Consider the following 26,050-nt stretch of genomic DNA (forward strand, 5'->3'; position numbering starts at 1 on the left):
ACTCCAGTGCGGAGTGCGGAGTGTGGAGTGTGGAATGGGAAATAGGGAAGTTTCAAGTTTTCAGTTTTCAGCAAGAATTGGGCTCTTGCGGAGGGTCACTGGGGGACGGTAATTTTTTACCGCGGAGGCACGGAGGGCGCGGAGGTTCTTGGGGATGGGGAATTTATGGTTTAGGCGCCAATGTTCATCTCTGACTCCTTTTTTCCGGATCTCCAAGCCGGTTGGAATTCTGTAGGAGCGTCGAGGTAATGCGCGGGATCGTGGCTGGGAAATCAGGCGAAGCGGACTTCGCGACCGCTGGCGGAGGAGGCGTAGATGGCGTCGAGGACTTGCTGGACCTTGAGGGATTCTTCGAGGGTGACGAGGGGTTTTTTATTATCGAGGACGCAGTTGACGAAGTGTTGGAATCGGTCTTCGGGCAGAGGGATTTTGAGGCCGGCGAGTTGGATGGTTTCGTAGCCGCTGGCGCCGTTGCGATAGAGTTTGGCGGGGAAGAGGGAAAGGCCGCCCTGGGTGCCGAGGAGGTCCACGCCGTGCTCGCGTCCGTCCTGGGGTTGATGGCCGGCCCAACTGACTTCGAAATTGATGGTGCGGCCGCTTTTCATTTTGATGATGGCGGTGGCGCTGTCTTCGACGTCGCAGGGTTTGCCGGGATCAATTTCGCTTTTGCCCCAGTTGAATTCGCCGAGGCCGCGCGGGCCGAATTTGGAGTGGGTTTGGCCGAAGACGCTGGCGGCTTCGAAGTCGCCCAGGAGATGGAAGGTAATGTCGAGGATGTGGACGCCGATATCGAAGCCGCAACCGCCGCCGGAATATTTTTTCTGCGTGAACCACGAGCCGATGCGCGGGATGCCGCTGCGCCGCAGCCAAAATGCGCGCGCGTGATAGATGTCGCCGAGGTCGCCGCGTTGGATGAGGAGCTTGGCCATTTGGGAGGCGCGGTGGAAGCGCAAATTCTGACCGACCATGAGGGTGCGCTTCATTTTCATGGCGGTGTCAATGATCCTGGATGCCTCTTTGGCGCTGGTGGCCATGGGCTTTTCGAGGAAGACATGTTTGCGGGCCTTGAGGGCTTCGATGGCGACAGGCGCGTGAAGATAATTGGGCAGGGCGATGGTGACGGCATCAATGTCCGCCTGTTCGAGCAGCTCGCGATAGTCGGTATAGCTGCGGGCGATTTTGAAACGCTCGGTGGCTTCCCTGGCGCGGCCGGGATGGATTTCCGCCACCGCGACGACCGTGGCTCGCGGGCATTGGGAGAGCCAATTCAGGTGGTCCAAGCCGATTCCGCCAGTTCCGATCACCGCGCACCGAAGTCTCTCAGCCATAAATTATCCGGGGTAGAACTTTAATGTAATGAGCCCTTGATGAAGCTGGGGTTGCAGAATTTTTTAACTAATTTTACCGCCGCAGGTCAATGGCATTCTGCCCCAAAGCCGGTTTTAATAAAAAATAACCCCAAAATTTGCATGTTCGCTGTAAACCACTTAGGATAAACCTCTAAAATGGGACTTGATACAAAAGGCTGTTTTCGCTAATAACCCTGCCAGTGTTAATAATACTGCTCTCCAGTTTGGCGGTGTTGAGCCTGTTGCTGACGCTTTGGCAATGGATTGGCTCCCGCTATCCCCTGCATCAACGGATTGGTGCGCACCCCTTCGCGCCTGATTTGACGCTGCTTAAACCGCTCAAGGGGGTGGATGATCATACTGAAGAATGCCTTCGCAGCTGGTTCACCCAGGCTTATCCCGGCAAGATGCAGTTGCTATTTGGCGTGGCGTCTCCGGATGATCCTGTGTGCGATGTAGTCCGCCGACTGGTCGGCGAGCATCCGGAGGCGCACGCCAAGCTCGTCATCTGTCACGAAACTCTCGGGTTCAACGCCAAAGTCTCCTCGCTCATCCAGCTTCGCCGCCTGGCCGAAAACGAAATCATCGTGGTCAGCGATGCCGATGTCCTCGCGCCCAAAGACTTTCTCAAAAATGCCGTGGCGCCGCTGACGGATCCCGAAGTCGGCCTGGTGAATTGTTTCTATCGCCTCGCCAATCCCGCGACGCTCGCGATGCGTTGGAAGGCCATCGCCATCAACGCGGATTTTTGGAGCCAGGTTTTGCAAAGCAAGGATTTGGCCCCGCTCGATTTTGCCCTTGGCGCAGTGATGATCACCCGGCGCGCGCATTTGCAGGAAATCGGTGGATTTGAAGCGCTGGCGGACCATCTCGCGGATGATTTTCAACTCGGCAATCGCATCGTGCGCATCGGCGGCAGGCGCATCGTCCTTTGCCCAGTGGTCGTGGATTGTCTGTCCGAACCATTGAGCTGGGGCGACACCTGGCGGCATCAATTACGCTGGGCGCGGACCATCCGCGTCTCGCGACCGCTGCCCTACGCCTTCAGCATCCTGAGTAACGCCACGCTCTGGCCGCTGCTCTGGATGGCCACGCAACCCACGCCGCTTTCCTTGCTGACCTTCGCGGGATGCATTTCCCTGCGCATCGTCATGGTTCAAACGCTCCAACGCCGGTTGGGCGCAGTCGTCGGCCAATGGCGGTTCTGGTGGCTGGCCCCGATCAAGGACCTGTTGCAATGCGGTTTGTGGGCGGGAGCGTTCCTCGGCAATCACATCACCTGGCGCGGGCAAAAATACCGCTTACTGCGCGACGGGCGGCTGGCGGCTCATTGAGCGTTGGTGATTAAATGGGCTCACGAGTACGTTCGCCCTCCCAATGTTCGCCTTCGGAAGATTAATCGGCTTTCTTTGACTTCGCGGGTTTGCTTTCCGTTTTTGCCGGAGCGGGAGTGGCTGCTTTGCTTTCGGACGCGGCGGGTTTGCTATCACCACTGCTGGCGGCGGGCGCGGTGTCTTTCTTCGCGCCGGCCTTGTAATTCTCACTGCGATAATCGGTGATGTAAAAACCGCTGCCCTTGAAAATCAATCCCGCGCCCGCGCCGATGGATTTCTTCACCTTGCCCTTGCCCCATTTTTTCAACCCGCATAAATCCTTCGGGCACGTGGTCAAGGCGGGCGCCATCATCGAGCGCACGATCTCAAATTCGTGCCCGCACTTCTGACAAACATATTCGTAAGTTGGCATGATTACTTTTTATAAATGCTGCGCGCACGCGTCAAGGTGCGCGATTCAAATTCAACCGCCGATACAACTCATACTTCGCTCCGGCGCGACAAATTCCGGCTCGCCGATGTGATGCCGCTCTTCCTTCTGCCACACTACGCCGCGCAAAAATTCTCCGATCGCCTCGTCCGAATCCCCTTCGCGCAGGCGCGTGCGCAAATCGTGTTCCGTCACACTGAAAAGACACGTCCGCACCTGGCCGTCGGCTGTTAAGCGAACGCGATTGCAATGTCCGCAAAACGGCTCGCTCACCGGCGAGATGAGCCCGATCTCACCGCGCCCATCGGCGAATTGCCAGCGGCGCGCCGTCTCCGCCGCATCGCGCGCGGGCGCGGGACGCAACTCGAAACGCGCTTGCAACCGCTCCAAAATTTCGCGTCCCGGCATGACGAGTTCCTTCAGCCACGCGCGCGCCGAATCGAGCGGCATGAACTCGATGAACCGCATCGGCAAATCATTCTCGCGGGCGAAATCCGCCAGCGCTTCGATTTCGTGATCATTGATGCCACGAATGATCACCGCATTCACCTTGACCGGCTTCATGCCGAGTTCTTTCGCCAGATGAATGGCTGCCAAAACTTCGGCGAGTGCATCGCGCCCGGTGATTTTTTGAAAGTTCGCGCGGTCGAGTGAATCCAAACTGAAGCTGATGCGCCGCAAGCCCGCCTCGCGCAACGCGCGCGCTTTTTCCGCAAACAAAAAACCATTCGTCGTCAGTGCCAGGTCTTTCAAGCCGGGGATAGCCGCGATGCGCGCGACCAATTTTTCAATGTCCGGACGCAAGAGCGGTTCGCCACCGGTGAGCCGGATTTTTTCAATGCCAAGTCCAACGGCAATGCGCACGACGCGCTCGATTTCTTCAAACGTCAGGAACTTCGACTTGGGCTGCCATTCGCGCGCGATGGGATTGGAATGCGGCAGCGAAGCCCAGCGTCCGCGATAAAAATTCTGCGCCGCTTCCGTCTCGGGCAGGCAATAGAGACAACGGAAATTGCACCGGTCGGTGAGACTTACCCGCAAGTCGCGCAGAATCCGTCCGTGAGCGTCAACGAGCAAATTCCGCCGCGTCATCAATGATTGGTCGGCGGCAACAGCGTGCCGGGCGTATTGGTGATAGGCGAGAGCACTTTCACGCTGCCATCGGAATTTACTTCCACATTCAGGTCAGGCGTTTTTTCCGGCGGCGCGTTCGTTACCGGCACACGCGGCGGATTCTTCTGCATCAGGCGTTCCGCGCCTTTTTCATCGGCGTTGGAAAAGATGCCGCGGCGAATCCAGTCCAGGCGTTTGGCCAGCGACAATTCGTCCTTGAGTTTCTTCACTTGCGTGCGCAGGACGGCGAGATCGTTGAATTGTTTTTCCAACTCGGCTTTCTCCGCCATCAAACGATTGAGTTCTTTCGTGAGAAATGCCTTGTCGCCCTCGGATGCGTCCAATTTCTTTTGCGTATCGGCGATTTGTGATTCGAGATTGCTGATCGAACCCTTCAAATCGGTGGCTTGTTTGTCGAGCGCGTCTTTCTGGCCTTCGAGTTCGGTGATGCGCGCGTCGCGCTTGGCGGTTTCTTCCTGCTGCGCCTTGAGTTCGGCCTCGGTCTTCGTCAAAGTCGTGGAGGTCTGCGTGAGGTCGTTGGAAAGTTTTGCGATGTCGTCTTTGCGCGCGGAAATATCCTTTTCAAGATTCGCGGTCTTTTCTTTCTCGTCATTCAGCTTGGTGCTGGCGTCACTCCACTGGTTGGAATGGTAAATAATCGTGTCCACATCCTTCTGATGTTCTTTCTCCGCCTCGTTCTTGACCGAGATCAAACCAATGCCCAGGCCAACCACGATTATTATCAAAACCACGATGGCGACTTTTGTCTTCATACAAATGCTAACATGCTTTCAAGATGCCAATTAAGCAAGCTTACTTATCGGGCGCATTCCGATCTCTTGCCGTTCGGCGGGTTGACGAAGCTAAGCCGGGTGAACCACCCTCGGACAGGGTTTGGTTCCATCTTTGGGACCGCACGCGTCTCGCGTGCGATGGCCGGTGTCTCGCCAGCCATATCTTTATCTCTTCAAAAAATCCCAGCCGCTTTGCTTCGAGCACAGTGTCCGGATGCGCGCACATCTATGCCTTGCAATAATGACGTTCTGGCCTAAATTCTATTCATGAAGTTGCCGAGTGAAGTTCCTGTGATGACGCGTCCGAACGCCACTCTCTTTCCCCAGGCGCTTTTACCTCTCTACATTTTTGAGCCGCGTGATCGCAAAATGCTCGCCGATTCGCTCGACACCGACCGCGTTTTTTCCGTCGCGATGCAAAAGCCCGGCCGCACGCGTGAGACGCCTTCGCCGGTTGCGGGACTTGGTCTGATCCGCGTCTCGGTCGGCCACGACGACGGCACTTCGCATCTCGTGTTGCAAGGCATCGCGCGCGTTGAACTCGCCGAGACGGTGCGCTACAAACCCTATCGCGTCCAACGCATCCGCGTGCTTGAATCGCCGCCGTGCAATGACGTCATCGTGGATGCTTTGCTCGCCAAGGTGCGTGAACTTTTGGAAGAACGCGTGACGCTTGGCCTGGGTTTTCCACCACCGTTCACGAGCAAATCGAAGGCGGCGACCTCCGCCGCGGATTTTTCCGCGAAGGATGTTTTAAAATATTTGGATAAGCTCACCGATCCCGAACAAGTTGCGGATCTTGTTTCGTGCGCTGTGCTCGCCGGACCGGTAGAACGGCAAGCCATTTTGGAGACGGTGCATTTGGAATCGCGCCTCAAACGGCTGATCCATTTTTTGATGGCGGAAATCTCGCGTGAGAGGAAAGATAAGAAGCGATGAACGAACCAACCATTCATACTCCGGGCCAGGAAGGCGAACCGACGCGTGAACAAATTTTGGCGGCCATGTTCGCGAACATGGTCATCCAGCAAACCAACATGGCCATGATGCTCATGGGCAAAGTCGCCCATCCCGAGAGCGGCGAATTCGTCAAAGACCTCGACGCCGCGAAGATGTTCATAGACCAGTTGGAAATGCTCGAAGCCAAGACCAAAGGCAACCTTTCCAAACAGGAAGACGGCCTGATGAAACAAGCTCTCAGCGCCCTCCACATGACCTTCGTGGAAGCCGTCGAAGGCGCGGGTGAAGAACCGCAAGTTCACGCCCACGAACAACCTTCCGCCCAACCCGGCGCCTCAGCTTCAGCGCCCGCGCCGGCCGCGGAAGCCGCGCCAAAACCTTCGACCACCGAGCCCGCTCCTTCTCCGGCTGTAACACCCGAACCCGCTGCCGAAGAATCCCGCAAGCGGTTCAGTAAGAAATACTGATTTTAACCGCGGAGACGCCGAGGCACGGAGGTCCTTGCGGACGGCGACTGAGAGAAGAAGCTACGGATTAAATGCGGCAAAGAATTTTCCTATCTGTGTTTCATCGGTGAATAAAATTCCTTGTCTTCCTCCGCGTCTTCGCGCCCCCCGCGGCTAAATAAGTTTTCGTTCGGAGGAGACTTGCCAAAGTTGGGGGTTTGGGGCGAAGTTGGGGGCATGTTTCAACGACGACTTTTTTTTGCGGTGGCATTTTTTGTGATGGTGGCGGCGAGCGCGTGGGGGCAGGGGGTTTCGGCGGGGACGGGGCTTCCAGGGGATACGAACCGGCAGGTGTATGAGGTGAAGGGGGTGGTGAAATCGCTGGCGGCGGATGGCAAGTCGGTGATGGTGCAGCATCAGGCGGTGACGAATTATATGCCGGCGATGACGATGCCGTTCGACGTGCGGGACACGAATGAGTTGCGCGGGTTGCAGGCGGGGGATGCGATCGGTTTTCAATTGGTCGTGGCGGGGAATGTGGCGTGGATCGAGCATGTGACGAAGACGGGCGCCGCGCCGCCGCCGGGTGCGGAGCAGCCTTCGCGGCTTTCGTTTCGCGTGGTGCGGGACGTGGATAAGCTGGCGATTGGGGATATGTTGCCGGAATATCATTTCACGAATGAATTGGGCCAGGCGATTTCGACGAAACAATTTTTGGGGCAGGCGTTCGCGTTCACATTTTTTTTCACACGGTGTCCGTATCCGACGTTTTGCCCGCTGATGTCGCGGAATTTTCAGGAGACGGAAAAGAAGTTATTGGCGATGTCGGGCGGGCCGACGAATTGGCATTTGTTTTCGATCTCGTTCGACACGGAGTATGACACGCCGGCGGATCTGCATGATTACGCGATGTTGTATCAATATCAGCCGGCGCATTGGAGTTTTCTGACGGGGGATTTGACGGAGATCACGGCGATCGGCGATCAGGTGGGGGAATATTTCGGGCACGACGAGAGCGGGGGCATCACGCATAATCTTCGCACGGTGGTGGTGGATGCGCGGGGTCGTATTCACCAAATTCTGCCGGAAAATAAATGGACGAGTGATCAGTTGATGGCGGAGATCGTGGCGGCGGCGATGGTGGGGAAGTAGGGCAGTGCGGAGTGCGGAGTGCGGAATGGGGAAGTTTTCAGTTTCAAGTTTTCAGTTCGAAGAAGCACTTTGCAAATATTATGGCGCGAAAAAAATCCACAAACAAATCCTCGCCATCGCCAGCAAATAAGCGGCGGAAAAAAGCGGTGATCACGCTGGAGAATATTCTCGAGTTGCCGGATCCGATGGGTTTCGAGTCGAAACGGACGCCGGTGAGCATGGACGAAATGCTGCGCTGGTGTGAATCGTGTTTGCCGATGTGGAATTCGCAGCCGGAGGCGGAGGAAAGACGGTTGCGGGGTAAGTGTATGGTGGAGTTTGTGCTTTGAGGGATGGGTGGAGTTTTGCCGTTGATGTGGAATGGGGCGGTAATTTGTATGAAGCTTCAACTGTTTGAAATGGAAGTGAAGCGTTGAATTGGTTAATTTTTTGTAATGTTGGGCTTCCATATTGCTCCGGTGCGGATGGGGCGGTAACGTGCGGCCAATGACTAAATCTGGATGTCTTCATATCAAAAACCGGCGATGGCTTTTGATGGCTTGCGCGTTGGCGCTTTCGGGCGGGCTCGCTTGCGCGGCGGATGACGATGACATTGCTTCCACCAATCGAGACAAACGGCCGATCGAGGAGCTTTTCAAAACGGATGTGGTTTATCCCCAGGAAAAGGGGGAGCTGGAAGCAGAGGTTTCGACGGTGTATCAAAATCGTTCGAGCGGCGATGCCTGGTCGGTTCCGCTTTCGCTGGAGTATGGATTGACGGATAGCTGGCAGGTGGAGGCGGAATGGAATTCTTTCATGCAGCAGCGAATTGAACACGGCGTGATCGCGCGGGGTATCGGCGATGTTGAAATTGGCACGCAGTATAGTTTTATGAATATCGGAGATTCGCTATTTCACATCGCGCCGCGCTTTTCGGTCGAGATTCCAGTGGGCGATGTGAATAAGGATTTAAGCGAGGGCTTTGTGGAGTATGAGCCGGCGGTCATTCTGGCGAGAGATTTTCCCGAGCTTAATCACAGCCAGCTTTTTACGGAGATCGGCACCGGCTTTGTGCAACGCGTGAAACGTCCTGCCGATTCGGACGACGCCGAACCCGCGGCCCATGAATTGGATTTTGGTGCGGGATTTTTTACGCTTTTTCCGCATGGCGCGGCATCGCTGGAATTTAACTGGACCAATAATCAGTGGAATAATCATGGGACGGAAAATGAATTGTATCTCACGCCGGGGGTGCTTTGGCGAGTGGCGAAGAGTGTTGAATTAGGCGTGGGAATACCGGTTGGACTTAACCGGCAATCAGACCGCTTCGATGTGTCTGCGCATCTTACTTGTGAATTTTAATTCAGATAAAGGAATTCTACTGAGACGTTATGCCACCGTGCTTCTGCTGGCGATGTGGATGGGCGGGTTTACCTTTTATGCGCTGATTGTCATTCCAACAGCAACCAAGGTGCTGGGCAGTATCCGGCTGGCGGGGTTCATCACGCAGCAGGTAACGAATTGGCTCAATCTAATCGGGGTCGCGGTGATTCTATTTTTTTTGTGGAATGTAACCGCGGAATGGAATCAGCAAACGCGCGTTCGGCGAATGTGTCTCGCGGGCATGTGGGGAGTGATGGCGCTGACGCACTCGTGGCTATTCATTGTGCACCGATTTATAGATCATCAGCTTAAAATTCCGTCGCATACGATTGGTGATTATGATGGTTTTCTGACGTTGCACACGGTTTATCTTTTTATTGCGACGACTCAATGGGTGGCGGCGTTGATTTATTTATGGTTGTTGTTTGGTTGTTGGCGTCGGAGTGATATGGAGGAGAGGGTGAGTTTGCGGGTTCCCGATGAGATGGCGCGGGTGGGGGGGTGAAGGGTGAGGTTTTTTTAAAGAATTATATTTATGAAGTGCGGGATGGGGGAAGTTTTCAGTTTCAAGTTTTCAGTTTTCAGCGGGGAATGAGGGTGGAAATACGGTTAGTGTGCTAATTTGATTTTCTATTTTTGATTGCTACCAGACTTCCAGCCCCGGAGAGCGTGGTTAATGCAGCCAAAAATCCGAAAAGTAAAAGGTCGGAACCCAAATCCCAATAATTTCCATACCATTCCTGAATAAGTCCGACGATGGTCAAGGTGGTATATCCAAGCGCAGTCAAAGCTGCTACAGTGGCAACTTTGTTATGCCGAAGTACAACCGCGAAGGGCGCGACGGCAGCCGAACCAATGCCCACAAGGTTTAATGATAGGCCAATCCATTCCATTTAGCTCTCCTTGGGAAATTTCATGTTTTTCACAATTTGAACCTGAATAGCTTTTTGGGCTGAAATCGCTGACGAGTTTTCATCAGTGCGACAAACCGCTCCCGCTCGTTCTTCGCCGTCCAGATGGCTCCACGCTTAAGTGCGTTTCGCCTTGGGATGTCTGTGCAGATCGAATAAGGAATTATCGAGACCTTACACTCCTGTGACAGTTGTATATTAATTGTTAGTTTAATGCCGGAGAATGTAAAATTGTTGCCGGATGCCGGGGCTTATGGTGTTGGTGACAGTAATAGTGAAATTCCCGCTGGCGCTCAAAACATTGGTTGAAACGGGTGTCCATCGGCTGAAGGATAGTGCGAGATTCGTGCTAGCAAGCACATAATTAGTTTCACCTGAAATTCCATTAATTCCGTTGATTGTCACATTAGCGCCAGACAATTTAATGCTATCAAGGTTAATCGGCGGCCGGAGCATGTATATTGCAATGTCAGAGGCTTCTCCATATCCACCAGTCGCAAAAACACTCACGACTCCCGCAGGGGAAACCTGATAGACTCTGGTTAGGCCAAATTCAGAGTATACCGACACATAGAGATTACCGCTGCTGTCCGAAGCAATCCCTTCCGTATTGCCAGGAACTGTAGCAAAGGTGCTCAGCACCCCAGCAGGCGTGATCTTGTAGATGTATCCCGCCACATCTGTGGAATAGAGGTTTCCGCCAGGGTCAAACGCCAATGCCTGCGGGTTAAGGACAAAATCGGCGAAATCGCTTATCACACGATCAGGAGTGATTTTTGAAATTGATTCAGAATCATAATCTGCCACAAAAAGATTTCCGCTGCTGTCGAAAGCCAAAGCCGTAAGCTCACTAAAACCAGTAACGAATGTGCTCACCATCCCAGCTGGCGTTATAATATAGACCGAACCATTATCCCCTGCGGCGTAAAGGTTTCCATGTGGATCGAAGGCCAAAGCGTTCAATGATTCATAGTATCGATTTGTTCCACTAAAGTAATAAAAATTGGTGCCATTGGCTACCAAGCTAACCTGTCCATCCGGAGTGATCTTGTTTATGCCGAAAGAAGTCACGTAAACATTTCCGGTTGCATCAACGGCTAAACCTTGTGGAAAGTCGAATCCACTGGCAAGGGTGCTGACGCCCCCACTCGATGTGATCTTTGAAACCGCACTGTTTCCTGAAAATTCGCCCACATACATGATGAATTGCGCTTGCAAAGCCATGCATGTTGTAAAGAAAAGGCAGCTAAAAAGTAACGACAGTTTTCTTCTCATTTTATTTCCAGATTGCTTGCCATGTCTGAAAGAGCAAATTATCGGCGATCCAACCCCTAATCCGATCACTATTTTGACTCAGTAAGGTCAAGTTCCTTGACAACGAAGTGAAGCAGCGAATAGAGATTCCCGCAAGCAGCAATTTTGGGAGACTTAACAGAGAACTACATCTGCAATATCGGGGCGGGAAAAGATCAGTTTTACTCAAGTTATATCGAAAACGAACGAGAAAAGGCGGGTTGATTGAAGAATATTTTGTTTGCACAAATGCGCTTCCAGTGTCCGACCCTATGAGCACAAATTGGCACGCGTTCTGTGCCCGGTGGGTACCGCAAGTTGGAGGAGAACATTGGTTTTTTTGCGATAGAAATTTATTTTTGGAATATTTGCAGGCTAAAAATGTTCATCTTTAGGGCAGCGGCATTTTTCTGACTTCGAGGATGTGAAGGAACACGATTTTGCGCATGTGTGTTTGGAGGGGGTATGGCGGAATTGGGTGTATGTCGGAGATGCGACTCACGGGGTGAGTCGCGCTCGCGCATAGATTGTTTATAGAGGGGTCGAGGTTATAAACATGGCGGGCTGATGGCCCTTCGGAGGCGGCTTGGGACGGAGGTTGAATGAGCAACTTCTTTGAAGTTGCAGGTTGTGTTTTCTTGATTGTTCCCAGGGTAGGTTCGGGGACGAACCAACCCTGGGCTTTGTTTCAGAACCTGCTTCGAGGTTCTCGGAGGGGAATATGGCGAGTTTTGTGAGTTATTTTGGATGGCGGTATTTTTATCGTGGGGTGTGGGGAAATTGGGGCTCGCGGGTACGCTCTCCCTCCCATTTTTTGGCGGTTGGTTGGTGGGGGCGGTGGTGGATAGGTTGAGTTTTCTTTCGTCCCGGTCGGGACTTGGTTTGAAGGGCGTTTCAACCCAGCAATAAATTGCTGGGCTAAGGTCTGTCGTCCCTGCGGGACTTCGGCGGAGGAGCGGTTTTGTTTTAATGGTGATGTGATTTTATAGACGCCTTTTTCGGATGGCGGAGTGGCGAAGTTGCGTCCACCGTCCCTGCCGGGACGGATATTTTGTTGCGGTGTTTTCCGGGGATGTTATCCCCGGCTACGGTCCAGCAACCCTCCGGGTTGCGGGATGGGGAGAGGTCTGGAAGGTGGCGGGTTTTGTGGGTGATCTTGGATGGCGGTGTTTTTGTCGTGGGGTGTGGGGAAAAATTGGGGCTCGCGGGTACGCTCTCCCTCCCGTTTTTTTGGCGGTTGGTTGGTGGGGGCGGTGGTGGAGGGATTGAGTTTTCTTTTTTACCAGGCGGGAATGGGGACGGCTGACCGGCAGGTCAGCCTTACCATTTTAGTTTAGGGACTGTTCTAGTTTCTATAGTGGTTTTACTTTGCTTTTGGTTTCGTGGTAGAAATGGATGGCTAGGAATAGGATGAGGCCGAGGATGAGGAGGGCGCTGATGCCCCAGGTTTCGGAGTTGGGTTGGCGGAGGAAATGGTGGGTGGCGACGCCGGTGGTGGGGCCGATGAAGATGCCGAGGCCGATGGCGGCTTCGTGGAATCCACCTTTTTTGCCTTTGGATTCGCCGCCGTCCATGGAGTAGAAGAGGGATGAGTAGTAGATGAGTCCGACGGCGAGGCCGAAGATGATTTGCGCGACGGCGAGCATCCAGACTTGGGTGCTTAGGAGTATGGCGATGAAGCTGGCGATGAGGCCGATGAAGGCGCCAAGTAGCCAGCCGAGGCGGTAGTGCCAGCCGGGCCAGAGCCAGAACCAGAGGAACGCCCCAAGCCGCGACCAAAACCACACGGAACAAATGAGGCTGGCCATGGTGGGGGTGAGGTCGAAGTGTTGGGCGAGTTTGGGGATGATGGGGATGACGCCGTAGATGCCAACGTAGGCGAAGGGGTTGGCCAGCCAGGCGAGGTGGAGGAATTTGCGGGAGCGGGCGATGGGGCGCGGGGTGAGGGTGGCGGTGGCATCGGGCGCGGCGGGGAGGTCGTCGGTGGAGGGGACGGTGGCGCTGAGTTTTTGTAGGGGCGGGAGGAGGGCGAGTTGGGCGAGGTTGAGCGCGGCGGAGAGCCAGAAGAGGATTTCGCCGCCGAAGGTATCGAGGAGGGCGCCGCTGGTGAGGTAGGCGATGGCGGCGGCGCCGGCCCAAACGACGTTATAGATGCCGGCGGTTCGGCCGGCTTGGCCGCGCGCACTTTTTTCGCTGAAGAGGGCTTGAAGGGTGGGCCAGGTGAGGCAGACGGCGAGGGTCCAGAGGGCGACGATGAACCATTGGAGGGCGCGGGTCAGGTGCGAGTAGCCGAAGGCGAGGGGCGCGAGGCCGCCGATGATCATGAGGATGGCCATGCCCCAAAAGCCGAGGCGGAGGGTGAAGAAGTATCCGCGGCGCTGGCCGAAGGGGCCGGCTTGCCAGGCGACGAGCATGTAGATGAGGCCGTAGAGTGCGCTGATGAGGAGGTTGTCGCGGTTGCCGAAGCCGAAGTGTTCGGTGAGGTAGAAGAAGATGTAGTTGAAGTAGTAGGAGGCGGCGAGGGAGTTGAGGGCTTCGACGGTGAAGAAGCCGAGGCGGAGTTTTTGGCGGGCGATCGTAGCGGTGGGGAGGTTTCCGGTGGGGGTGCGCATGATTGTTGGGGGATTGCGCGCGATTGTGGGAGGAAAAGGTTAGTTGGCGGCGGAAATTTCCTGGATGGCTTGGCGGCAATACCATTTTACGGCGTTGGTCATGGAGGGGTGGAGAGTGTCCAGATCGGCGGCGGTGCACCAGCGGATGTCGTGGTGTTCGGCTTCGGCGAGGGCGACGTCGCCGCCGATGGGGCGCGCCCAATAAATCATGCCGATGTGTTCGTGGGTGTCGCTGATGCGATGGATGTCGAGGAAGCGCGGGGCGATGAGGGCGCGGGTGCCGGGCTCGGTGGTGGGCGGGCGTTCGCCGAGGAGTTCGACGTCGAGGCCGCTTTCTTCTTTGGCCTCGCGGAGGGCGGCGATCTCGGGGTCTTCGTCGAGTTCGATGTGGCCGCCGAGTGGAAGCCATTTGCCGAGTTTGCGATGGTGGATCAAAAGAATTTTGGCATCGCGAACGACAAAGATCGCGACGGTGAAGTCAATTTTTTCGTGGATGTGCGCCATAGAACCGCCGCAGTGTGGAGGGAATTTGCGGGGGCGTCAATTCGGCGGCGCAGTGTGGAGTTGCCATTGCTGCGGGGCGAGGGTGACTGGCGCTTTCTCCTATGGCTTGACGCGTGCGAATACGTCCGTTAGGTTGCGCTGCTGGAATTAATCAGCGCTTTTACTCGATTATGACAAATTTTCTCGTTCCTTATGTGGTGGAGCAAACCGGGCGCGGCGAGCGTTCCTACGATATTTATTCCCGCCTCATGGTGGACCGCATCGTGTTCCTCGGCACTGCGGTGGATGACATGGTCGCGAACATCACCATTGCGCAGTTGCTGTTTCTCCAGATGAGCGATCCCAAAAAGGACATCCACCTTTACATCAATTCTCCCGGCGGCAGCGTCACGGCGGGCCTGGCGATTTACGACACCATGCAATTTCTCACTTGCGATGTGAATACCTATTGCATCGGCCAGGCGGCAAGTATGGGCGCGGTGTTGCTTTGCGGCGGCACGAAAGGCAAACGCTTCGCCCTGCCCAATGCGAACATCATGATCCATCAAGTTCTCGGCGGCGCGGAAGGCCCCGCGAGCGATGTCGAAATCCGCGTCAAGTACATGCTCAAACTCAAGCAGCGCTTGAACGGCATCATCTCCCGCCACACCGGCAAATCCATCGAGCAAGTCGAGCGCGATTGCGACCGCGATAATTTCATGTCCTCCGAAGAAGCCAAGGCTTACGGCCTCGTGGACGAAGTCGTGCAGTCGCGGAAAGAAATTCCCGGCCTCGCCGAGCAGACGACCTCGCTCTTGAACGATCGCAAAGGCAGCTAACATGGCGCGGCCCACGAACATCACCTTGTGCAGCTTCTGTGGCAAATCGCACGCCGAAGTGCGCAAGCTCATCGCGGGCCCCGGCGTTTATATTTGCGATAACTGCGTCATCCTCTGCAAAAGCGTCCTCGACAAGGAACTCGCCACGCCCGCCAAGAAGCCCAAGATCAAGCTCAACATCCCCAAGCCCGCCGAGATCAAACGCCTCCTCGACATTCAATGCGTCGGCCAGGACCACGCGAAAAAAACTTTAGCCGTCGCCGTCCATAACCATTACAAGCGCATCCTTCAGGAACCGCCGCCGCCCGGCGCAGAACCCGAGACCGACGAGACCTTCCCGCTCGACCGCCACGCCGATGTCGAGATTGAGAAAAGCAACATCCTCATGGTCGGCCCCACTGGCTCCGGCAAGACCCTTCTCGCCCGCACCCTCGCGCAAATTTTGGACGTCCCCTTCGCCATTGCGGATGCCACCACCCTTACCGAAGCCGGCTACGTCGGTGAAGACGTCGAGAACATTATTTTGCGCCTCCTGCAAAACGCCGACTACGACGTCAAACGCGCCCAGCGCGGCATCGTCTACATTGACGAGATAGACAAAATCGCCCGCAAGACCGAAAACGTCTCCATCACCCGCGACGTCTCGGGCGAAGGCGTCCAACAAGCCCTCCTCAAAATTTTGGAAGGAACCGTCTGCAATGTTCCCCCACAAGGCGGCCGAAAGCACCCGCAGCAGGACTACATCCGAGTAGATACCAGCAATATCCTCTTCATCTGCGGCGGCGCCTTCGTCGGCCTGGAGAAAATCATCCAGCGCCGCCTTGGCAAACACGTCATGGGCTTCAGCGCCGTCGAGAAAGGCCATCAAGCCGCCTCCGTGGACCGCCTTCAAATCCTCGAATACATTGAGCCAGAAGATCTTCTGGGCTTCGGCTTCATCCCGGAATTCATTGGCCGCCTTCCCATGATGACCGCCCTGTCCGAACTCAGCGAAGACCAGCTCGTCTCCATCCTTACCGACCCCAAAAACGCCCTCGTCAAGCAATTCGCCAAACTCCTCGCCATGGAAGGCGTCGAACTCGAATTTTCCCCCGATGCCCTCCGCGAACTCGCCGGCCTCGCCCTCAAAAAAGGCACCGGCGCCCGCGCCCTCCGCGGCCTCCTCGAAAAAATCATGCTCGACGTCATGTATGACGTCCCCAATGCCGACGACATCCTCACCGTCACCATCACCGGCAACGTCGTCCGCGGCGAAAGCAAAGCCATCATCCGCCGCAAACCCGACCAGGCCGCCGCATAATTGCCTTCTGTAGCGGCGGTCTATGACCGCCGAATCCGGTTCCCAGGTAGGGCGCACGCGCCATCCCTTTTAAACCAAAGGGAAAGCATTGACGTGATCGTATCGATATGATCATCTGACCATATGAAAACGATGCCAACACAGATTGCAAAGCTTACGGAGCAAGAAAACTATGTCTGGATTCAAGCATTCTGTTTTCATCGCGACAGATGCAAGACTGATCTACAAGCTGACAAGTTGGCCTGGCGCGATGTGGCTATTGAGTTTCCGCGGTTAAAAAAATTTGGTGGATGTAAATAAGACGTACCATGAAATCCTTCTTAAGGTGGGCGGGTAGCAAACGAAAAGTTATTCCAATGCTGCTTGAGTATGTCCCTAATGCGTTTGAACGATACGTAGAACCATTCGCTGGTTCTGCGTGCCTATTTTTCGCTCTAAAACCGAAAAAAGCCCTTGTCAGCGATATTAATGAGGATCTGATAAATACCTATAAGGAGTTAAAAACAAATGTCGATAAAGTTATAAAACGGCTTTCTTGCTATGATGGTAACGAAACAGAATATTATCAAGTTCGAGGCCAGAACTCTAATCGACTCTCTACTTCCAGACGAGCAGCGCGTTTCATTTATCTGAACAGATTTTGCTTTAATGGGCTATATCGGGCTAATAAAAGCGGGAGGTTCAATGTGCCGTATGGCGGCTATTCTGGCGCGAATGCTTTAAATGAAGAATCTCTGCGTGAATGCGCAACGGCGCTGGCTCGAACAACTCTCTTCTCAGTTTCTTTTGAAACTACGTTGGACAAAATAAAACAAGGCGATTTTGTTTATCTTGATCCACCATACTGCATTCAAGCCCGCCAGGTATTCAATTCATATTCTCATTTTACTTTTGGTCCCACTCAGCTAATCTTGTTGCGTCGTCATCTTGTGCGGCTAGATCGGCTGGGCGTCCCATTTTTAGTGAGTTATGGGGTCAGCAATGAGGCGCGAGAACTAGCTGTGGGTTTTCATGCGCGCGAGATTGCCGTTCAAAGACAAATTGCGGGTTTTGCTAGCAATAGACGAAAAAGTCGAGAATTGATAATTACAAATTACTGAAGACTATGAAAAAGGACCATCAATCTATTGTTGCAAAAGTCATAGGAGTAAAATCGGTTTCGACCAATGAACTGCAACCAAACCCGCACAACCCTCGAATTCTATTCGATAAGCAGCCGCTAGGTATTTTGCAGGATTCTATTAATAGGGTTGGTATCTTAGTGCCACTTACTGTTTATTGGGACTTGAGAAAAAAACATTATGTAATTCTTGATGGTCAAAGGCGTTGGGTGTGTGCGCAAAAGATCGGTCTATCGAAGGTTCCAGTTAATCAAGTCGAAGAACCAAGCTTGGTCCAGAACATCGTCACAATGTTTCAGATTCACAAGCTTCGTGAAGACTGGGAATTAATGCCGACTGCACTTAAGGTTGAACTGTTGATGAGTGAGATCAATGATCGCAATGATGCTCGGCTCGCGGAATTGACTGGATTGGACGAGGCTGTGGTCAGTCGTTGCAAAAAGCTCATTTCTTATGACAATGAGTTTCAGGATATGATGCTGGATCCTGATCCTTCAAAAAGGATGAAGGCGGACTTTTTTATCGAGTTGTACTCAGTGATTCACGATCGCGATGTTGTCAAGTTTGAATGGTTCTCTCAAAAAAAATTCATTAAGCAGATGTTGGATAAATATCTAGTAGAGCCCAGGACCCTTAAGGCGGTCACAGATTTTCGATTGATTAAGCAACACATTACCAATGCAAGGCGTATACGTGCCGAAAAAGTGTTTTCGGGACGGCTTAAAAAATTCGCAGAAGAACGAGAAACACCATTGGAATATTTAGAAATTGACGAAGCCAATGTACGAGCAGACGCGAAGGCCATTGTGAAGAAGTTAAATGCAATCGAGGAAATCATTAACGATTTAGATACGGAAAAATACTACGGTGAAGAGGAATTGTGGAATTCTATAAAACAACTCATCAAGATATTGGAAGAGAAGCTTCAAAAAGCCAACAAACGCAGATGATATGCAAAGACCGCAGGATCGAGGCACACCAATCGACGCTAACCGTTATCACCGCTGGTCGACTCAGTTTGCCGGTTATCGTAATCCTGTGAACGGTGGCCTTATCGAAATATGGCTGAAACAATTCAAATCCAGAGACGTTGACTTAGCCGCGCGGACTCTTGATGCAATACTGTTTATTAATGCGGGACATATTGCCGATTGTTTCCGTCAGAGACTTAACAATTTTCCTGGTTGGAGCATATCAAAGGAAAGAAGGCAGGGTAAATGGGCATTCGTTCCATTTTCGGGGAGTGCCGGCGAAAGCGGAGATTCGATGCTACATAGCTTCCGCATGGCGACCTACATGACTCATAGAAGATATAACAACCTTTTTCTTCACCGAAGTGAATTAGTTTCTGCGAAACTTGGACCCGAGGATACCGTAGTGCTTATTGACGATTTCGCCGGTACGGGTAGTCAGGCTTGTGATTCTTGGAAACTTTTTGAAGAACTTCTTACAGGAGGGCCAAAAGTTATCCTTCTCGTTGTGGCCGCTACGCAAATAGCTCTAAGTCGCATAGCGGCAGAAACAGAGATGGAAGCCGTTTGTTGTACCGTCTTAAGGCACAAGGACAATATCTTCGATTCGAGATGTAACCACTTTTCTGCAGAAGAAAAAAATCAGCTATTGGCTTATTGCCAAACTGCCGATTTAAAGTGTCCGAAGGGTTGGGGAGACACAGGCCTTTTGGTGGTATTTGCTCACCGGTGTCCGAACAATACAATACCGATTTTGCACACCATGAAAAGAGATTGGTCGGGGCTGTTTCCTCGCCAAGATTGATTTTATCAAATGGTTTTAGGTCTGCAATGCTTACCGACTTGCTGATGCCCCCATTCGATAGAAAATACGGCGGGTCCGCAAAAATCATATCGAACCGCCCCTCGGGATACTTCGCCGCGATCGCATCCATCACCGTCAGGCAATTATCGTTATAAAGCCAGATACCCGCCTCCGCATTTTCATAAGCCAAATGCAGCGGAGCAGGGGACGCCGCCTCCAGCACCACCCCGTCCAGCGGATTGATTTGTTCAGGCGCCGCCTCCGGATACTTCGAAATTTTTTTCTGCTTTGGCACAGAACGGATCGATCCATCAGCAGCAAAAATAGATCAAGCACATTTATTTCCCCGCGAAGCCCACGCGCGTATCTCATCACGGTTCTTGAATTGGCGTCCACATGTCCGTGGGGTACGATTGCCGATCTTGTCCCGGGGAGCACACACGCCCTCGCGTGTCGCAACTGGCGCCCTCGCCGGTTGCATCCGGGGACGTGCGTGTGGAATCAAAGAGCAGGGAAAAGATGTGGTCGGCGGGGCGCCAACCACTACACGCGAGGGCGCGCGCGCTCCCCGGGAAAGGGGGATTTCGCGGGTCTAAAGTTTCTCGCATCGGTTTCCGATAGCTCCCCTGTCCGGATAAAACATCCGCTCGCGCCACCACTGCGCCATCTTTTCAGTCTGAAAACTTGAAACTGAAAACTTTTCTGCCTTTAACCGGGCCATTTTTACCTACCTGCAAACTCCCTTAGGGGGCAACATTTGCCCTTTCCCCGTCGCCTCCTCCTCAAAACCCCCCAAAATACGCAATTTCCACCGATGGCATCGCGGGTGCTAAAACCCGGAACGAATTATCGTTATGATTGATGCTTTATTTGGAAACGCGAACTATACGGCAGCTAAAAAGATGCTGGACGTCACCGTCCTGCGTCAGGATGCCATCGCCAGCAATCTCGCCAACATCGAGACGCCCAATTACAAGCGCATGGACGTTTCCCCCGCGTTCGAGTCCCAACTCGCCCAGGCCGTCGCCAGTCAGAACCCTCAGCAAATCGCCAATCTCCAGCCCGCTCTCGCTGTGGACACCACCGCCAACGCTGGCCGGGGCGATGGCAACACCGTTCAGCTCGAAGATGAAATGTTGAAGCTCAACCAAAACATGGTCGAGCACTCGCTTGAAACCCGCCTCATCAGCAATTCCCTGATGAATATGCGCATGGCCATCACCGGCAAAAGCTAATTGACCTATGATTAACCTTCTCTCCGGCATAGACAGCACCGCGGCCGCCCTCAACGCCGAACGCATCCGCATGGATGTCGTCTCCGAGAACATCGCCAACGTCAATACCACCAAGGGCCTCGACGGCAAGCCTTACCAGCGCCACCAGGTTTCCTTCGCCGCCATGTTGAAACAAGCCAATCCCGACGACCCCGCCAGCGCCGCCCAAAGCGTCCAGATCGCCACCATTTCGACCGATAAACGCCCACCCTTGCTCGTTTACAATCCCGGCCATCCGGAGGCCGATGCCCGCGGCATGGTTGCCATGCCGAACATCAGTGTTCCCGAGGAAATGGTGGACATGATCGCCAGTTCGCGCGCCTACGAAGCGAATTTGGCCGTCGCCAAAAACGCGCACAGCATGGCCATGCAAGACCTTTCCATCGGCAAAGGCCAATAATAACTCATTTCCATGGACCCACTCGCAGCATTAAAGATGATGTCCGGCAGCGGACTCGGCGGCGCCTCGCCCTTGCAGGGCGCGCAGGGTGCGCTCGCGGACATCACTGCGAAATCCATTCCGCTTTCCGAACTCCAAAAGCTTAATCCCGATAGCGCCGCGCAAGCCATCGGCGCGGGTGGTTCCGCCGGCTCCGCCGCGAACGCCGCCGCGGGAATCGGCAATACTGAAACCGGTGGCTCCTTTTCCAACCTGCTCGGCAACTTCGTCAATGAAGTCAACACCCAGCAGACCGCCGCCGGCGATGCCATCAGCGGCCTAATGGCTGGCAAAAATGTTTCCCTGCATCAAACGATGATCTCGATGGAAGAAGCGAATGTCTCCTTCCAGATGATGGTCGAAGTGCGCAACAAACTTTTGGATTCCTACCAGGAACTCATGCGCATGCAGATTTGATTTAACACGATTTTGAAATGAAAAACCTTACACAACTCGGCCAGCAACTGCTCGGCATCTGGAAACAACTCGGCGTCAACCAGCGCATCAGCATGGTCATGACCACCGCCCTCGTGGTGCTCGGCCTTGCGGGCGTGGCTTACTTTTCCAGCCGCGTGGATTACTCCCTCCTCTACGGCAAACTCGACGAAGGCGAAGCCTCCAAGGTCATCGCCGCCCTCGACGAAGCCAAGGTCCCCTACAAAATCAGCCGCGGTGGCGGCGCCATCCTCGTGCCCTCGGACAAAGTCTATCAAGTCCGCATGCAGATGGCCGGCAAAGGCATTCCCCGCGGTGAAGGCGTCGGCTTCGAGATTTTTGACAAGGCCAACTTCGGCATCTCCGATTTCGTGCAGCGCGCCAATTACACCCGCGCCGTGCAAGGCGAACTCGCCCGCACCATCAGTCAGTTGGACGAAGTCGAATCCGCTCGCGTGATGATCGTCATGCCGGAAAATCGTTTGCTCTCCGACAGCTTGCGCAAGCCCACCGCCTCCGTCTTCGTGCGCGTCAAAGGCAATAACCAGTTGCCCACCTCCGCCGTGAATTCCATTCGCTTCCTCGTCGCCAACAGTGTCGAAGGTTTGCAAGCCAACAATGTTTCCGTCGTGGACAACCAGGGCAACGTCCTCTCCGAAAATCAGGAACCCGATTCCATCGCCGGCCTCTCCAACAATCAACTCACCGCCCGCCGCAACTTCGAGCAATATCTCACCAAGAAAGCCGAAGGCATGCTCGAGAAAGTCCTCGGCCCCGGCCAGGCCGTCGTGCGCGTCTCCGCCGACATCAACTGGGATACCATCACCCGCACCGAAGAAAAATTTGACCCCGATGGCCAGGTCGTCCGCAGCAGCCAGACCACCGATGACGACACCGAATCCGCCAACGCCACTCCCGCCGGCGGCGCACCCGGCGCTTCGGCCAACGGCGCGGCCCCCGCGGACAACAGCAATGGCACGAACGCCCCCGTCGCCGCCGTTCCCACGAACAGCACCCGCGCCCGCAAAAAGACCGTCAACAACAGCTACGAGATCAACAAGAGCACGAGTAACATTCTCGAAGCCGCTGGTGGCATCAAACGCATCTCGACCGCCGTCTTCATCGCCCAGCATTTTGAAGGCAAAGGCGCGGACCGCAAAGCCGTTCCCCGCACACCCGAGGAATTGCAGCGCATCAAGCACATCGTTCAGAGCGCCCTCGGCATCCAGGAAAACGATCCCGTCCGCAAAGACGAAATCACGCTCGAAGAAATGCCTTTCAACGACCAGCAGGAAGTCGAGATGACGCAGAAATTTGACCAGCAGGAGAAACGCCAGTTCTGGACCGATACCGCGCAGAAGCTCGTGTATCCCGGCCTCGCCGTCGTCTTCATCTTCATGTTCTGGCGCGCGCTCAAGAACACCAAGGTTGAGGAAATCCCCATCGGCGTCCCCATCGGCAATGGCAATGGTAACGGACATGGCAACGGCAATGGCAATGGCCACGGACGTCCCGGCGTCGTCACCGTCGAAGTGTTGAACCAGTTGATTCGCGAGAACCCGAATAACATGACCCAGGCCGTCCGCGGCTGGCTGACCCGCACCAAACCCAATAATTAATCACCGCTCCTGCCACAAGACCCATCATGGAAACGGAAATCCCCATCCTCGACTTCGCCAAGATGACGAAGATGCAGAAGCTCGCCGCGCTGCTCATCATCCTCGGCCCCGAGAGCGCCGCGCAGATGCTCAAAAATTTCGATGAGCATGAACTCGAAACCATCTCGCTTGAGATGTCCAAGCTGACCGTCATCAGCCAGGACTTGCAGCGCGAAATTTTGCGCGAGTTCACCGAAGTCGCCGTGCAAGCCAGCACCGCCATCCTCGGCGGCGTCACTTACACCAAGACCGCGCTCGAAAAATCCGTCGGCATGTTCCGCGCGTCGGACATCATCGGCCGCGTCGCCCCCGCGCCGGTTCCGGTCGTCCACATGCAGCAGATCATTGACATGGATTGCCGCCAGCTTTTCAACCTACTCAAGCACGAGCAGCCGCAAACCATCGCGCTCATCGTCAGCTATCTTTCCGCCGAAAAAAGTTCGCAACTGCTCTTGCTCCTGCGCCCCGACTTGCGCGACCTCGTCGTTGAACGCCTCGCCACTCTCGGGCCGACGCCCGTCGAAGTGGTCGAACGCATCGTGGAAGTCCTCAACACCCGCGCCGGCGCCAAATCCACGCGCGCCCTCAATCAAACCGGCGGCCTCAAGCTCGCCGCCGAAGTGCTCAACTCGATTGATAAGAACATCAGCCAATCCATGCTGCTCGAATTGGAAAAGCGCAACCCCGAACTCGGCCAGGCCATCCGCCAGAAGATGTTCACCTTCGACGACCTGTCGCTCCTCGACGGCGCTTCGCTCCAGAAAGTCATGCGCGAAGTGGACATGCGCGACCTCGCCGTGGCCCTCAAGACCGCCAACCCGAAACTCCGCGCCGCGCTCCTCGCCTCCATCTCCAAGCGCGCCGCCGAAACCGTCAACGAAGAAATCAGCTTCCTCGGCCCGCTCAAGAAAAAAGACATCGAGGCTGCGCAGATGCGCATCATCGAAAGTGTTCGCCAGCTTGAAACCGAGGGCGAAATAGATCTCAGCAACGCCACCAGCTCCTCACGTGATGAAGTCATGGTCTGAAAATATTCCGCTGCCCGCACCGTTGCGTGATGCCCGCCTTCACGCGCCGTTGACGGTCTACACCCCGCCCGATCCCGCTTTGCAGGATCAATGGAAGGCGAGCTACGATCTCGGCCGCATCGAGGGCGAAAAAGCCTTGAGCGAACAATTATTCAAGCAGCGCGCCGACATGCACGAGTTGATGCAAGGCCTGGTCAATTCGCTCAAACAAGCCGTCCCGCAAGTCGTTCGCGAAACCGAAACCATGCTCGTCTCGATCGCGTTGGAAGTCGCCCAAAAGCTCGTCGGCGATCTCCCCATCTCCGTGCCGATGGTCGAAGCCGCCGTGCGCGATGCCCTCCTTCAAGTCGAAGGCACCGAGCAACTCACCGTGCGCCTGCATCCCGCCGATCTCGATCTGCTTCAGAAAGCCGGTTCGCCAGTGCTCAACACCGAAGCCTCCAATGAATGCCGTTTCCTCGGTTCAGCCGAAGTGACGCGCGGCGGCTGCCTCGTGCAAACGCGTTTCGGCATCGTGGATGCCCGCCGCGAAACCAAGTTCGATTTGCTCAAACGTAATCTCACCACATGATGCCCAATCCCGAGCCTTGTTCCACGAACCGCCTGCAAGGGCTGTTGCGCCGCGCGCAGCAGACTCAAGTCGTGCGCAATCACGGCCGCGTCGTCCAACTCATCGGCCTCGTCATCGAGTCCGAAGGCCCGCTCGCCGCCGTCGGTGAGATCTGCCGCATCGAGTCCGCGCGCCACGATGGCCACACGCTCGCCGAAGTCGTCGGCTTTCGCAATCACCACGTCCTCCTCATGCCGCTCGGCGAAACCCACGGCATCCATCCCGGCAGCGAAGTCATCGCGCTCGGCACGTCGTTGCAAGTCCCCGTTGGCGATGCCCTCATGGGCCGCGTCATTGATGCCGTCGGCAATCCGCTCGATGACAAAGGCCCGATCGAGGCGAACAACGCCATCAATCTTCACACGCCGCCGCCGCATCCGCTCAAGCGCCAGCGCATCCATGACACTTTTCGTACGGGCATCAAGGCGATTGACGCCTTCACGCCTTGCGGCCGCGGCCAGCGTCTCGGCATCTTCGCCGGTTCCGGCGTCGGCAAGTCCACCTTGCTCGGCATGATCGCGAGCCAGGCCGAAGCGGACGTCAATGTGATCGCGCTGATCGGCGAACGTGGTCGTGAAGTGCGCGAGTTCCTCGAAAAAGATTTGGACGAGGAAGGCCGCCGCAAATCCGTGATCGTCGTCGCTACTTCTAACCAGCCGGCGATTGCCCGTTTGAAAGGCGCGTTCGTCGCGATGGCCATTGCCGAGCATTTTCGTGATGCCGGGAAAAATGTTTTGCTGATGATGGATTCCGTCACGCGCTTTGCGATGGCGCAACGCGAGATCGGCCTCGCGGTCGGCGAACCACCCGCCACGCGCGGTTATACGCCCTCGGTTTTTTCGCTGCTCCCGCAACTCCTCGAACGCGCCGGCTCGGGCGAACAGGGTTCCATCACCGGTTTGTTCACCGTGCTCGTTGAGGCCGACGACATGAATGATCCCATCGCCGATGCCGTGCGTTCCATCCTGGACGGCCACATCGTCCTGACGCGCGAACTCGCCACGCAAAATCATTATCCCGCGATTGACGTTCTCGAAAGCGTGAGCCGTTTGACGCGCGACCTCACCAACGCCGATCAGCAGCAAGTCGCCTCGCGCGCCCGCGAAGTGATGGCCATTTACCGCAAGAACCAAGACTTGATCAATATCGGCGCGTATCCGGCGGGCACGAATCCGGCGATTGATTTGAGCATTCATTTGCACGAGCCGTTGAAAGCATTTTTACGGCAGGCCGTGGACGCCGGATTTTCCACGCAACAAACCTGGTCCATGCTTCAGCAAACCATGTCGCTGCCCATGCCGCAAAAAAACGCCGCGCCCGCGAGAAAATAA

General features: G+C 55.0%; 26 protein-coding genes and 1 pseudogene. 18 read left to right on the forward strand and 9 right to left on the reverse strand.

All coding sequences use genetic code 11. The annotated features are described in order from the left end of the window. Positions 1–272: 272 nt before the first annotated feature. The gene (locus VH413_04950; GenBank protein HEX3798029.1) at positions 273–1,328 is read right to left on the reverse strand and encodes a Gfo/Idh/MocA family oxidoreductase; all 1,056 of its coding nucleotides are present in this window, start codon (positions 1,326–1,328) and stop codon (positions 273–275) included. Positions 1,329–1,549: 221 nt separating this feature from the next. Between VH413_04950 and VH413_04955 the strand changes: the two genes are divergently transcribed. Continuing rightward, entirely contained in the window at positions 1,550–2,683 is a 1,134-nt protein-coding gene (locus VH413_04955) for a glycosyltransferase (GenBank protein ID HEX3798030.1), read from the forward strand. Between the two features lie 61 nt (positions 2,684–2,744). Here VH413_04955 and VH413_04960 read toward each other — a convergent pair whose 3' ends face one another. The 3 genes from VH413_04960 to VH413_04970 are packed head-to-tail and all read right to left on the reverse strand — an operon-like array spanning position 2,745 to position 4,999. Then, positions 2,745–3,095 carry an FmdB family zinc ribbon protein gene (locus tag VH413_04960; protein ID HEX3798031.1) on the reverse strand — a complete coding sequence of 117 codons (351 nt, stop codon included), beginning with the start codon at positions 3,093–3,095 and terminating at the stop codon, positions 2,745–2,747. Between the two features lie 51 nt (positions 3,096–3,146). Then, positions 3,147–4,205 (reverse strand): GTP 3',8-cyclase MoaA, encoded by a 1,059-nt coding sequence (gene moaA / locus VH413_04965; protein HEX3798032.1) that lies wholly within the window; start codon positions 4,203–4,205, stop codon positions 3,147–3,149. Beyond that, positions 4,205–4,999: a hypothetical protein gene (locus VH413_04970; GenBank protein ID HEX3798033.1), complete on the reverse strand. Its 795-nt coding sequence runs from the start codon at positions 4,997–4,999 to the stop codon at positions 4,205–4,207. Before VH413_04970 ends, moaA begins: the two co-directional genes overlap by 1 nt. Positions 5,000–5,287: 288 nt before the next feature. Here VH413_04970 and VH413_04975 point away from each other — a divergent pair, with 288 nt between their 5' ends. From VH413_04975 to VH413_05000, 6 genes are all read left to right on the forward strand, one after another. After that, on the forward strand, positions 5,288–5,959 hold the full coding sequence (locus VH413_04975) for an LON peptidase substrate-binding domain-containing protein (protein HEX3798034.1): 672 nt from the start codon (positions 5,288–5,290) through the stop codon (positions 5,957–5,959). Beyond that, a complete protein-coding gene (locus VH413_04980; GenBank protein HEX3798035.1) occupies positions 5,956–6,447 on the forward strand; it encodes a DUF1844 domain-containing protein in 492 nt (163 codons plus the stop codon). Before VH413_04975 ends, VH413_04980 begins: the two co-directional genes overlap by 4 nt. A gap of 216 nt (positions 6,448–6,663) precedes the next feature. Next, positions 6,664–7,578, forward strand: a complete 915-nt coding sequence (locus tag VH413_04985) for an SCO family protein (protein HEX3798036.1) — start codon at positions 6,664–6,666, stop codon at positions 7,576–7,578. An 80-nt stretch (positions 7,579–7,658) separates the two neighbouring features. Further along, positions 7,659–7,907, forward strand: a complete 249-nt coding sequence (locus tag VH413_04990) for a hypothetical protein (GenBank protein HEX3798037.1) — start codon at positions 7,659–7,661, stop codon at positions 7,905–7,907. A 205-nt stretch (positions 7,908–8,112) separates the two neighbouring features. Then, positions 8,113–8,919: a hypothetical protein gene (locus VH413_04995; protein ID HEX3798038.1), complete on the forward strand. Its 807-nt coding sequence runs from the start codon at positions 8,113–8,115 to the stop codon at positions 8,917–8,919. Further along, on the forward strand, positions 8,909–9,445 hold the full coding sequence (locus tag VH413_05000) for a hypothetical protein (GenBank protein HEX3798039.1): 537 nt from the start codon (positions 8,909–8,911) through the stop codon (positions 9,443–9,445). The genes VH413_04995 and VH413_05000 overlap by 11 nt, the downstream gene beginning before the upstream one ends. Before the next feature lie 112 nt (positions 9,446–9,557). Here VH413_05000 and VH413_05005 read toward each other — a convergent pair whose 3' ends face one another. From VH413_05005 to VH413_05020, 4 genes are all read right to left on the reverse strand, one after another. Beyond that, positions 9,558–9,833 carry a hypothetical protein gene (locus VH413_05005; protein HEX3798040.1) on the reverse strand — a complete coding sequence of 92 codons (276 nt, stop codon included), beginning with the start codon at positions 9,831–9,833 and terminating at the stop codon, positions 9,558–9,560. Between the two features lie 228 nt (positions 9,834–10,061). Then, complete coding sequence (locus tag VH413_05010; protein HEX3798041.1) at positions 10,062–11,126, reverse strand: hypothetical protein; 1,065 nt, start codon at positions 11,124–11,126, stop codon at positions 10,062–10,064. Between the two features lie 1,370 nt (positions 11,127–12,496). Then, on the reverse strand, positions 12,497–13,756 hold the full coding sequence (locus VH413_05015) for an MFS transporter (protein HEX3798042.1): 1,260 nt from the start codon (positions 13,754–13,756) through the stop codon (positions 12,497–12,499). A 39-nt stretch (positions 13,757–13,795) separates the two neighbouring features. After that, entirely contained in the window at positions 13,796–14,260 is a 465-nt protein-coding gene (locus tag VH413_05020) for an NUDIX domain-containing protein (protein ID HEX3798043.1), read from the reverse strand. A gap of 170 nt (positions 14,261–14,430) precedes the next feature. Here VH413_05020 and VH413_05025 point away from each other — a divergent pair, with 170 nt between their 5' ends. The 4 genes from VH413_05025 (at position 14,431) to VH413_05040 (ending at position 18,449) form a co-directional block, all read left to right on the forward strand. Further along, positions 14,431–15,078, forward strand: a complete 648-nt coding sequence (locus VH413_05025; protein ID HEX3798044.1) for an ATP-dependent Clp protease proteolytic subunit — start codon at positions 14,431–14,433, stop codon at positions 15,076–15,078. A gap of 1 nt (position 15,079) precedes the next feature. Further along, positions 15,080–16,378, forward strand: coding sequence for an ATP-dependent Clp protease ATP-binding subunit ClpX (clpX, locus tag VH413_05030; protein HEX3798045.1), 1,299 nt, complete (start codon positions 15,080–15,082; stop codon positions 16,376–16,378). Positions 16,379–16,686: 308 nt separating this feature from the next. Then, the gene (locus VH413_05035; protein HEX3798046.1) at positions 16,687–17,478 is read left to right on the forward strand and encodes a Dam family site-specific DNA-(adenine-N6)-methyltransferase; all 792 of its coding nucleotides are present in this window, start codon (positions 16,687–16,689) and stop codon (positions 17,476–17,478) included. A gap of 5 nt (positions 17,479–17,483) precedes the next feature. Then, positions 17,484–18,449 (forward strand): ParB N-terminal domain-containing protein, encoded by a 966-nt coding sequence (locus VH413_05040; GenBank protein HEX3798047.1) that lies wholly within the window; start codon positions 17,484–17,486, stop codon positions 18,447–18,449. Between the two features lie 866 nt (positions 18,450–19,315). Here the strand turns inward: VH413_05040 and VH413_05045 are convergent. Next, positions 19,316–19,405 (reverse strand): annotated as a pseudogene (locus tag VH413_05045) (site-specific DNA-methyltransferase). 724 nt (positions 19,406–20,129) lie between these two features. Here VH413_05045 and flgB point away from each other — a divergent pair. From flgB to fliI, 7 genes are read left to right on the forward strand one after another with little or no spacing between them, the layout of a single operon-like run. Further along, positions 20,130–20,510, forward strand: a complete 381-nt coding sequence (gene flgB, locus VH413_05050; GenBank protein HEX3798048.1) for a flagellar basal body rod protein FlgB — start codon at positions 20,130–20,132, stop codon at positions 20,508–20,510. 7 nt (positions 20,511–20,517) lie between these two features. Next, on the forward strand, positions 20,518–20,949 hold the full coding sequence (gene flgC, locus VH413_05055; protein HEX3798049.1) for a flagellar basal body rod protein FlgC: 432 nt from the start codon (positions 20,518–20,520) through the stop codon (positions 20,947–20,949). Between the two features lie 12 nt (positions 20,950–20,961). Beyond that, positions 20,962–21,405: a flagellar hook-basal body complex protein FliE gene (gene fliE / locus VH413_05060; GenBank protein ID HEX3798050.1), complete on the forward strand. Its 444-nt coding sequence runs from the start codon at positions 20,962–20,964 to the stop codon at positions 21,403–21,405. 17 nt (positions 21,406–21,422) lie between these two features. Continuing rightward, a complete protein-coding gene (gene fliF, locus VH413_05065) occupies positions 21,423–23,042 on the forward strand; it encodes a flagellar basal-body MS-ring/collar protein FliF (protein ID HEX3798051.1) in 1,620 nt (539 codons plus the stop codon). A gap of 26 nt (positions 23,043–23,068) precedes the next feature. Continuing rightward, the gene (gene fliG / locus VH413_05070; GenBank protein ID HEX3798052.1) at positions 23,069–24,109 is read left to right on the forward strand and encodes a flagellar motor switch protein FliG; all 1,041 of its coding nucleotides are present in this window, start codon (positions 23,069–23,071) and stop codon (positions 24,107–24,109) included. Further along, complete coding sequence (locus tag VH413_05075) at positions 24,093–24,680, forward strand: FliH/SctL family protein (protein HEX3798053.1); 588 nt, start codon at positions 24,093–24,095, stop codon at positions 24,678–24,680. Before fliG ends, VH413_05075 begins: the two co-directional genes overlap by 17 nt. Next, complete coding sequence (gene fliI, locus VH413_05080) at positions 24,677–26,050, forward strand: flagellar protein export ATPase FliI (protein HEX3798054.1); 1,374 nt, start codon at positions 24,677–24,679, stop codon at positions 26,048–26,050. Before VH413_05075 ends, fliI begins: the two co-directional genes overlap by 4 nt.

It is taken from the genome of Verrucomicrobiia bacterium (assembly GCA_036268055.1).
Taxonomy (GTDB): Bacteria; Verrucomicrobiota; Verrucomicrobiia; order Limisphaerales; family Pedosphaeraceae; genus DATAUW01.

Coding starts and splice junctions, on each gene's coding strand:
- VH413_04970 (HEX3798033.1), bottom strand. CDS start 4,999: ATGAAGACAAAAGTCGCCATCGTGGTTTTGATAATAATCGTGGTTGGC.
- VH413_04995 (HEX3798038.1), top strand. CDS start 8,113: ATGGCTTGCGCGTTGGCGCTTTCGGGCGGGCTCGCTTGCGCGGCGGAT.
- VH413_05005 (HEX3798040.1), bottom strand. CDS start 9,833: ATGGAATGGATTGGCCTATCATTAAACCTTGTGGGCATTGGTTCGGCT.
- VH413_05010 (HEX3798041.1), bottom strand. CDS start 11,126: ATGAGAAGAAAACTGTCGTTACTTTTTAGCTGCCTTTTCTTTACAACA.
- VH413_05035 (HEX3798046.1), top strand. CDS start 16,687: ATGAAATCCTTCTTAAGGTGGGCGGGTAGCAAACGAAAAGTTATTCCA.
- VH413_04975 (HEX3798034.1), top strand. CDS start 5,288: ATGAAGTTGCCGAGTGAAGTTCCTGTGATGACGCGTCCGAACGCCACT.
- VH413_05075 (HEX3798053.1), top strand. CDS start 24,093: ATGAAGTCATGGTCTGAAAATATTCCGCTGCCCGCACCGTTGCGTGAT.
- VH413_04990 (HEX3798037.1), top strand. CDS start 7,659: ATGGCGCGAAAAAAATCCACAAACAAATCCTCGCCATCGCCAGCAAAT.
- fliI (HEX3798054.1), top strand. CDS start 24,677: ATGATGCCCAATCCCGAGCCTTGTTCCACGAACCGCCTGCAAGGGCTG.
- VH413_05040 (HEX3798047.1), top strand. CDS start 17,484: ATGAAAAAGGACCATCAATCTATTGTTGCAAAAGTCATAGGAGTAAAA.
- fliG (HEX3798052.1), top strand. CDS start 23,069: ATGGAAACGGAAATCCCCATCCTCGACTTCGCCAAGATGACGAAGATG.
- flgB (HEX3798048.1), top strand. CDS start 20,130: ATGATTGATGCTTTATTTGGAAACGCGAACTATACGGCAGCTAAAAAG.
- fliE (HEX3798050.1), top strand. CDS start 20,962: ATGGACCCACTCGCAGCATTAAAGATGATGTCCGGCAGCGGACTCGGC.
- flgC (HEX3798049.1), top strand. CDS start 20,518: ATGATTAACCTTCTCTCCGGCATAGACAGCACCGCGGCCGCCCTCAAC.
- clpX (HEX3798045.1), top strand. CDS start 15,080: ATGGCGCGGCCCACGAACATCACCTTGTGCAGCTTCTGTGGCAAATCG.
- VH413_05020 (HEX3798043.1), bottom strand. CDS start 14,260: ATGGCGCACATCCACGAAAAAATTGACTTCACCGTCGCGATCTTTGTC.
- VH413_04950 (HEX3798029.1), bottom strand. CDS start 1,328: ATGGCTGAGAGACTTCGGTGCGCGGTGATCGGAACTGGCGGAATCGGC.
- VH413_05015 (HEX3798042.1), bottom strand. CDS start 13,756: ATGCGCACCCCCACCGGAAACCTCCCCACCGCTACGATCGCCCGCCAA.
- VH413_05025 (HEX3798044.1), top strand. CDS start 14,431: ATGACAAATTTTCTCGTTCCTTATGTGGTGGAGCAAACCGGGCGCGGC.
- moaA (HEX3798032.1), bottom strand. CDS start 4,205: ATGACGCGGCGGAATTTGCTCGTTGACGCTCACGGACGGATTCTGCGC.
- VH413_04985 (HEX3798036.1), top strand. CDS start 6,664: ATGTTTCAACGACGACTTTTTTTTGCGGTGGCATTTTTTGTGATGGTG.
- fliF (HEX3798051.1), top strand. CDS start 21,423: ATGAAAAACCTTACACAACTCGGCCAGCAACTGCTCGGCATCTGGAAA.
- VH413_04960 (HEX3798031.1), bottom strand. CDS start 3,095: ATGCCAACTTACGAATATGTTTGTCAGAAGTGCGGGCACGAATTTGAG.
- VH413_04980 (HEX3798035.1), top strand. CDS start 5,956: ATGAACGAACCAACCATTCATACTCCGGGCCAGGAAGGCGAACCGACG.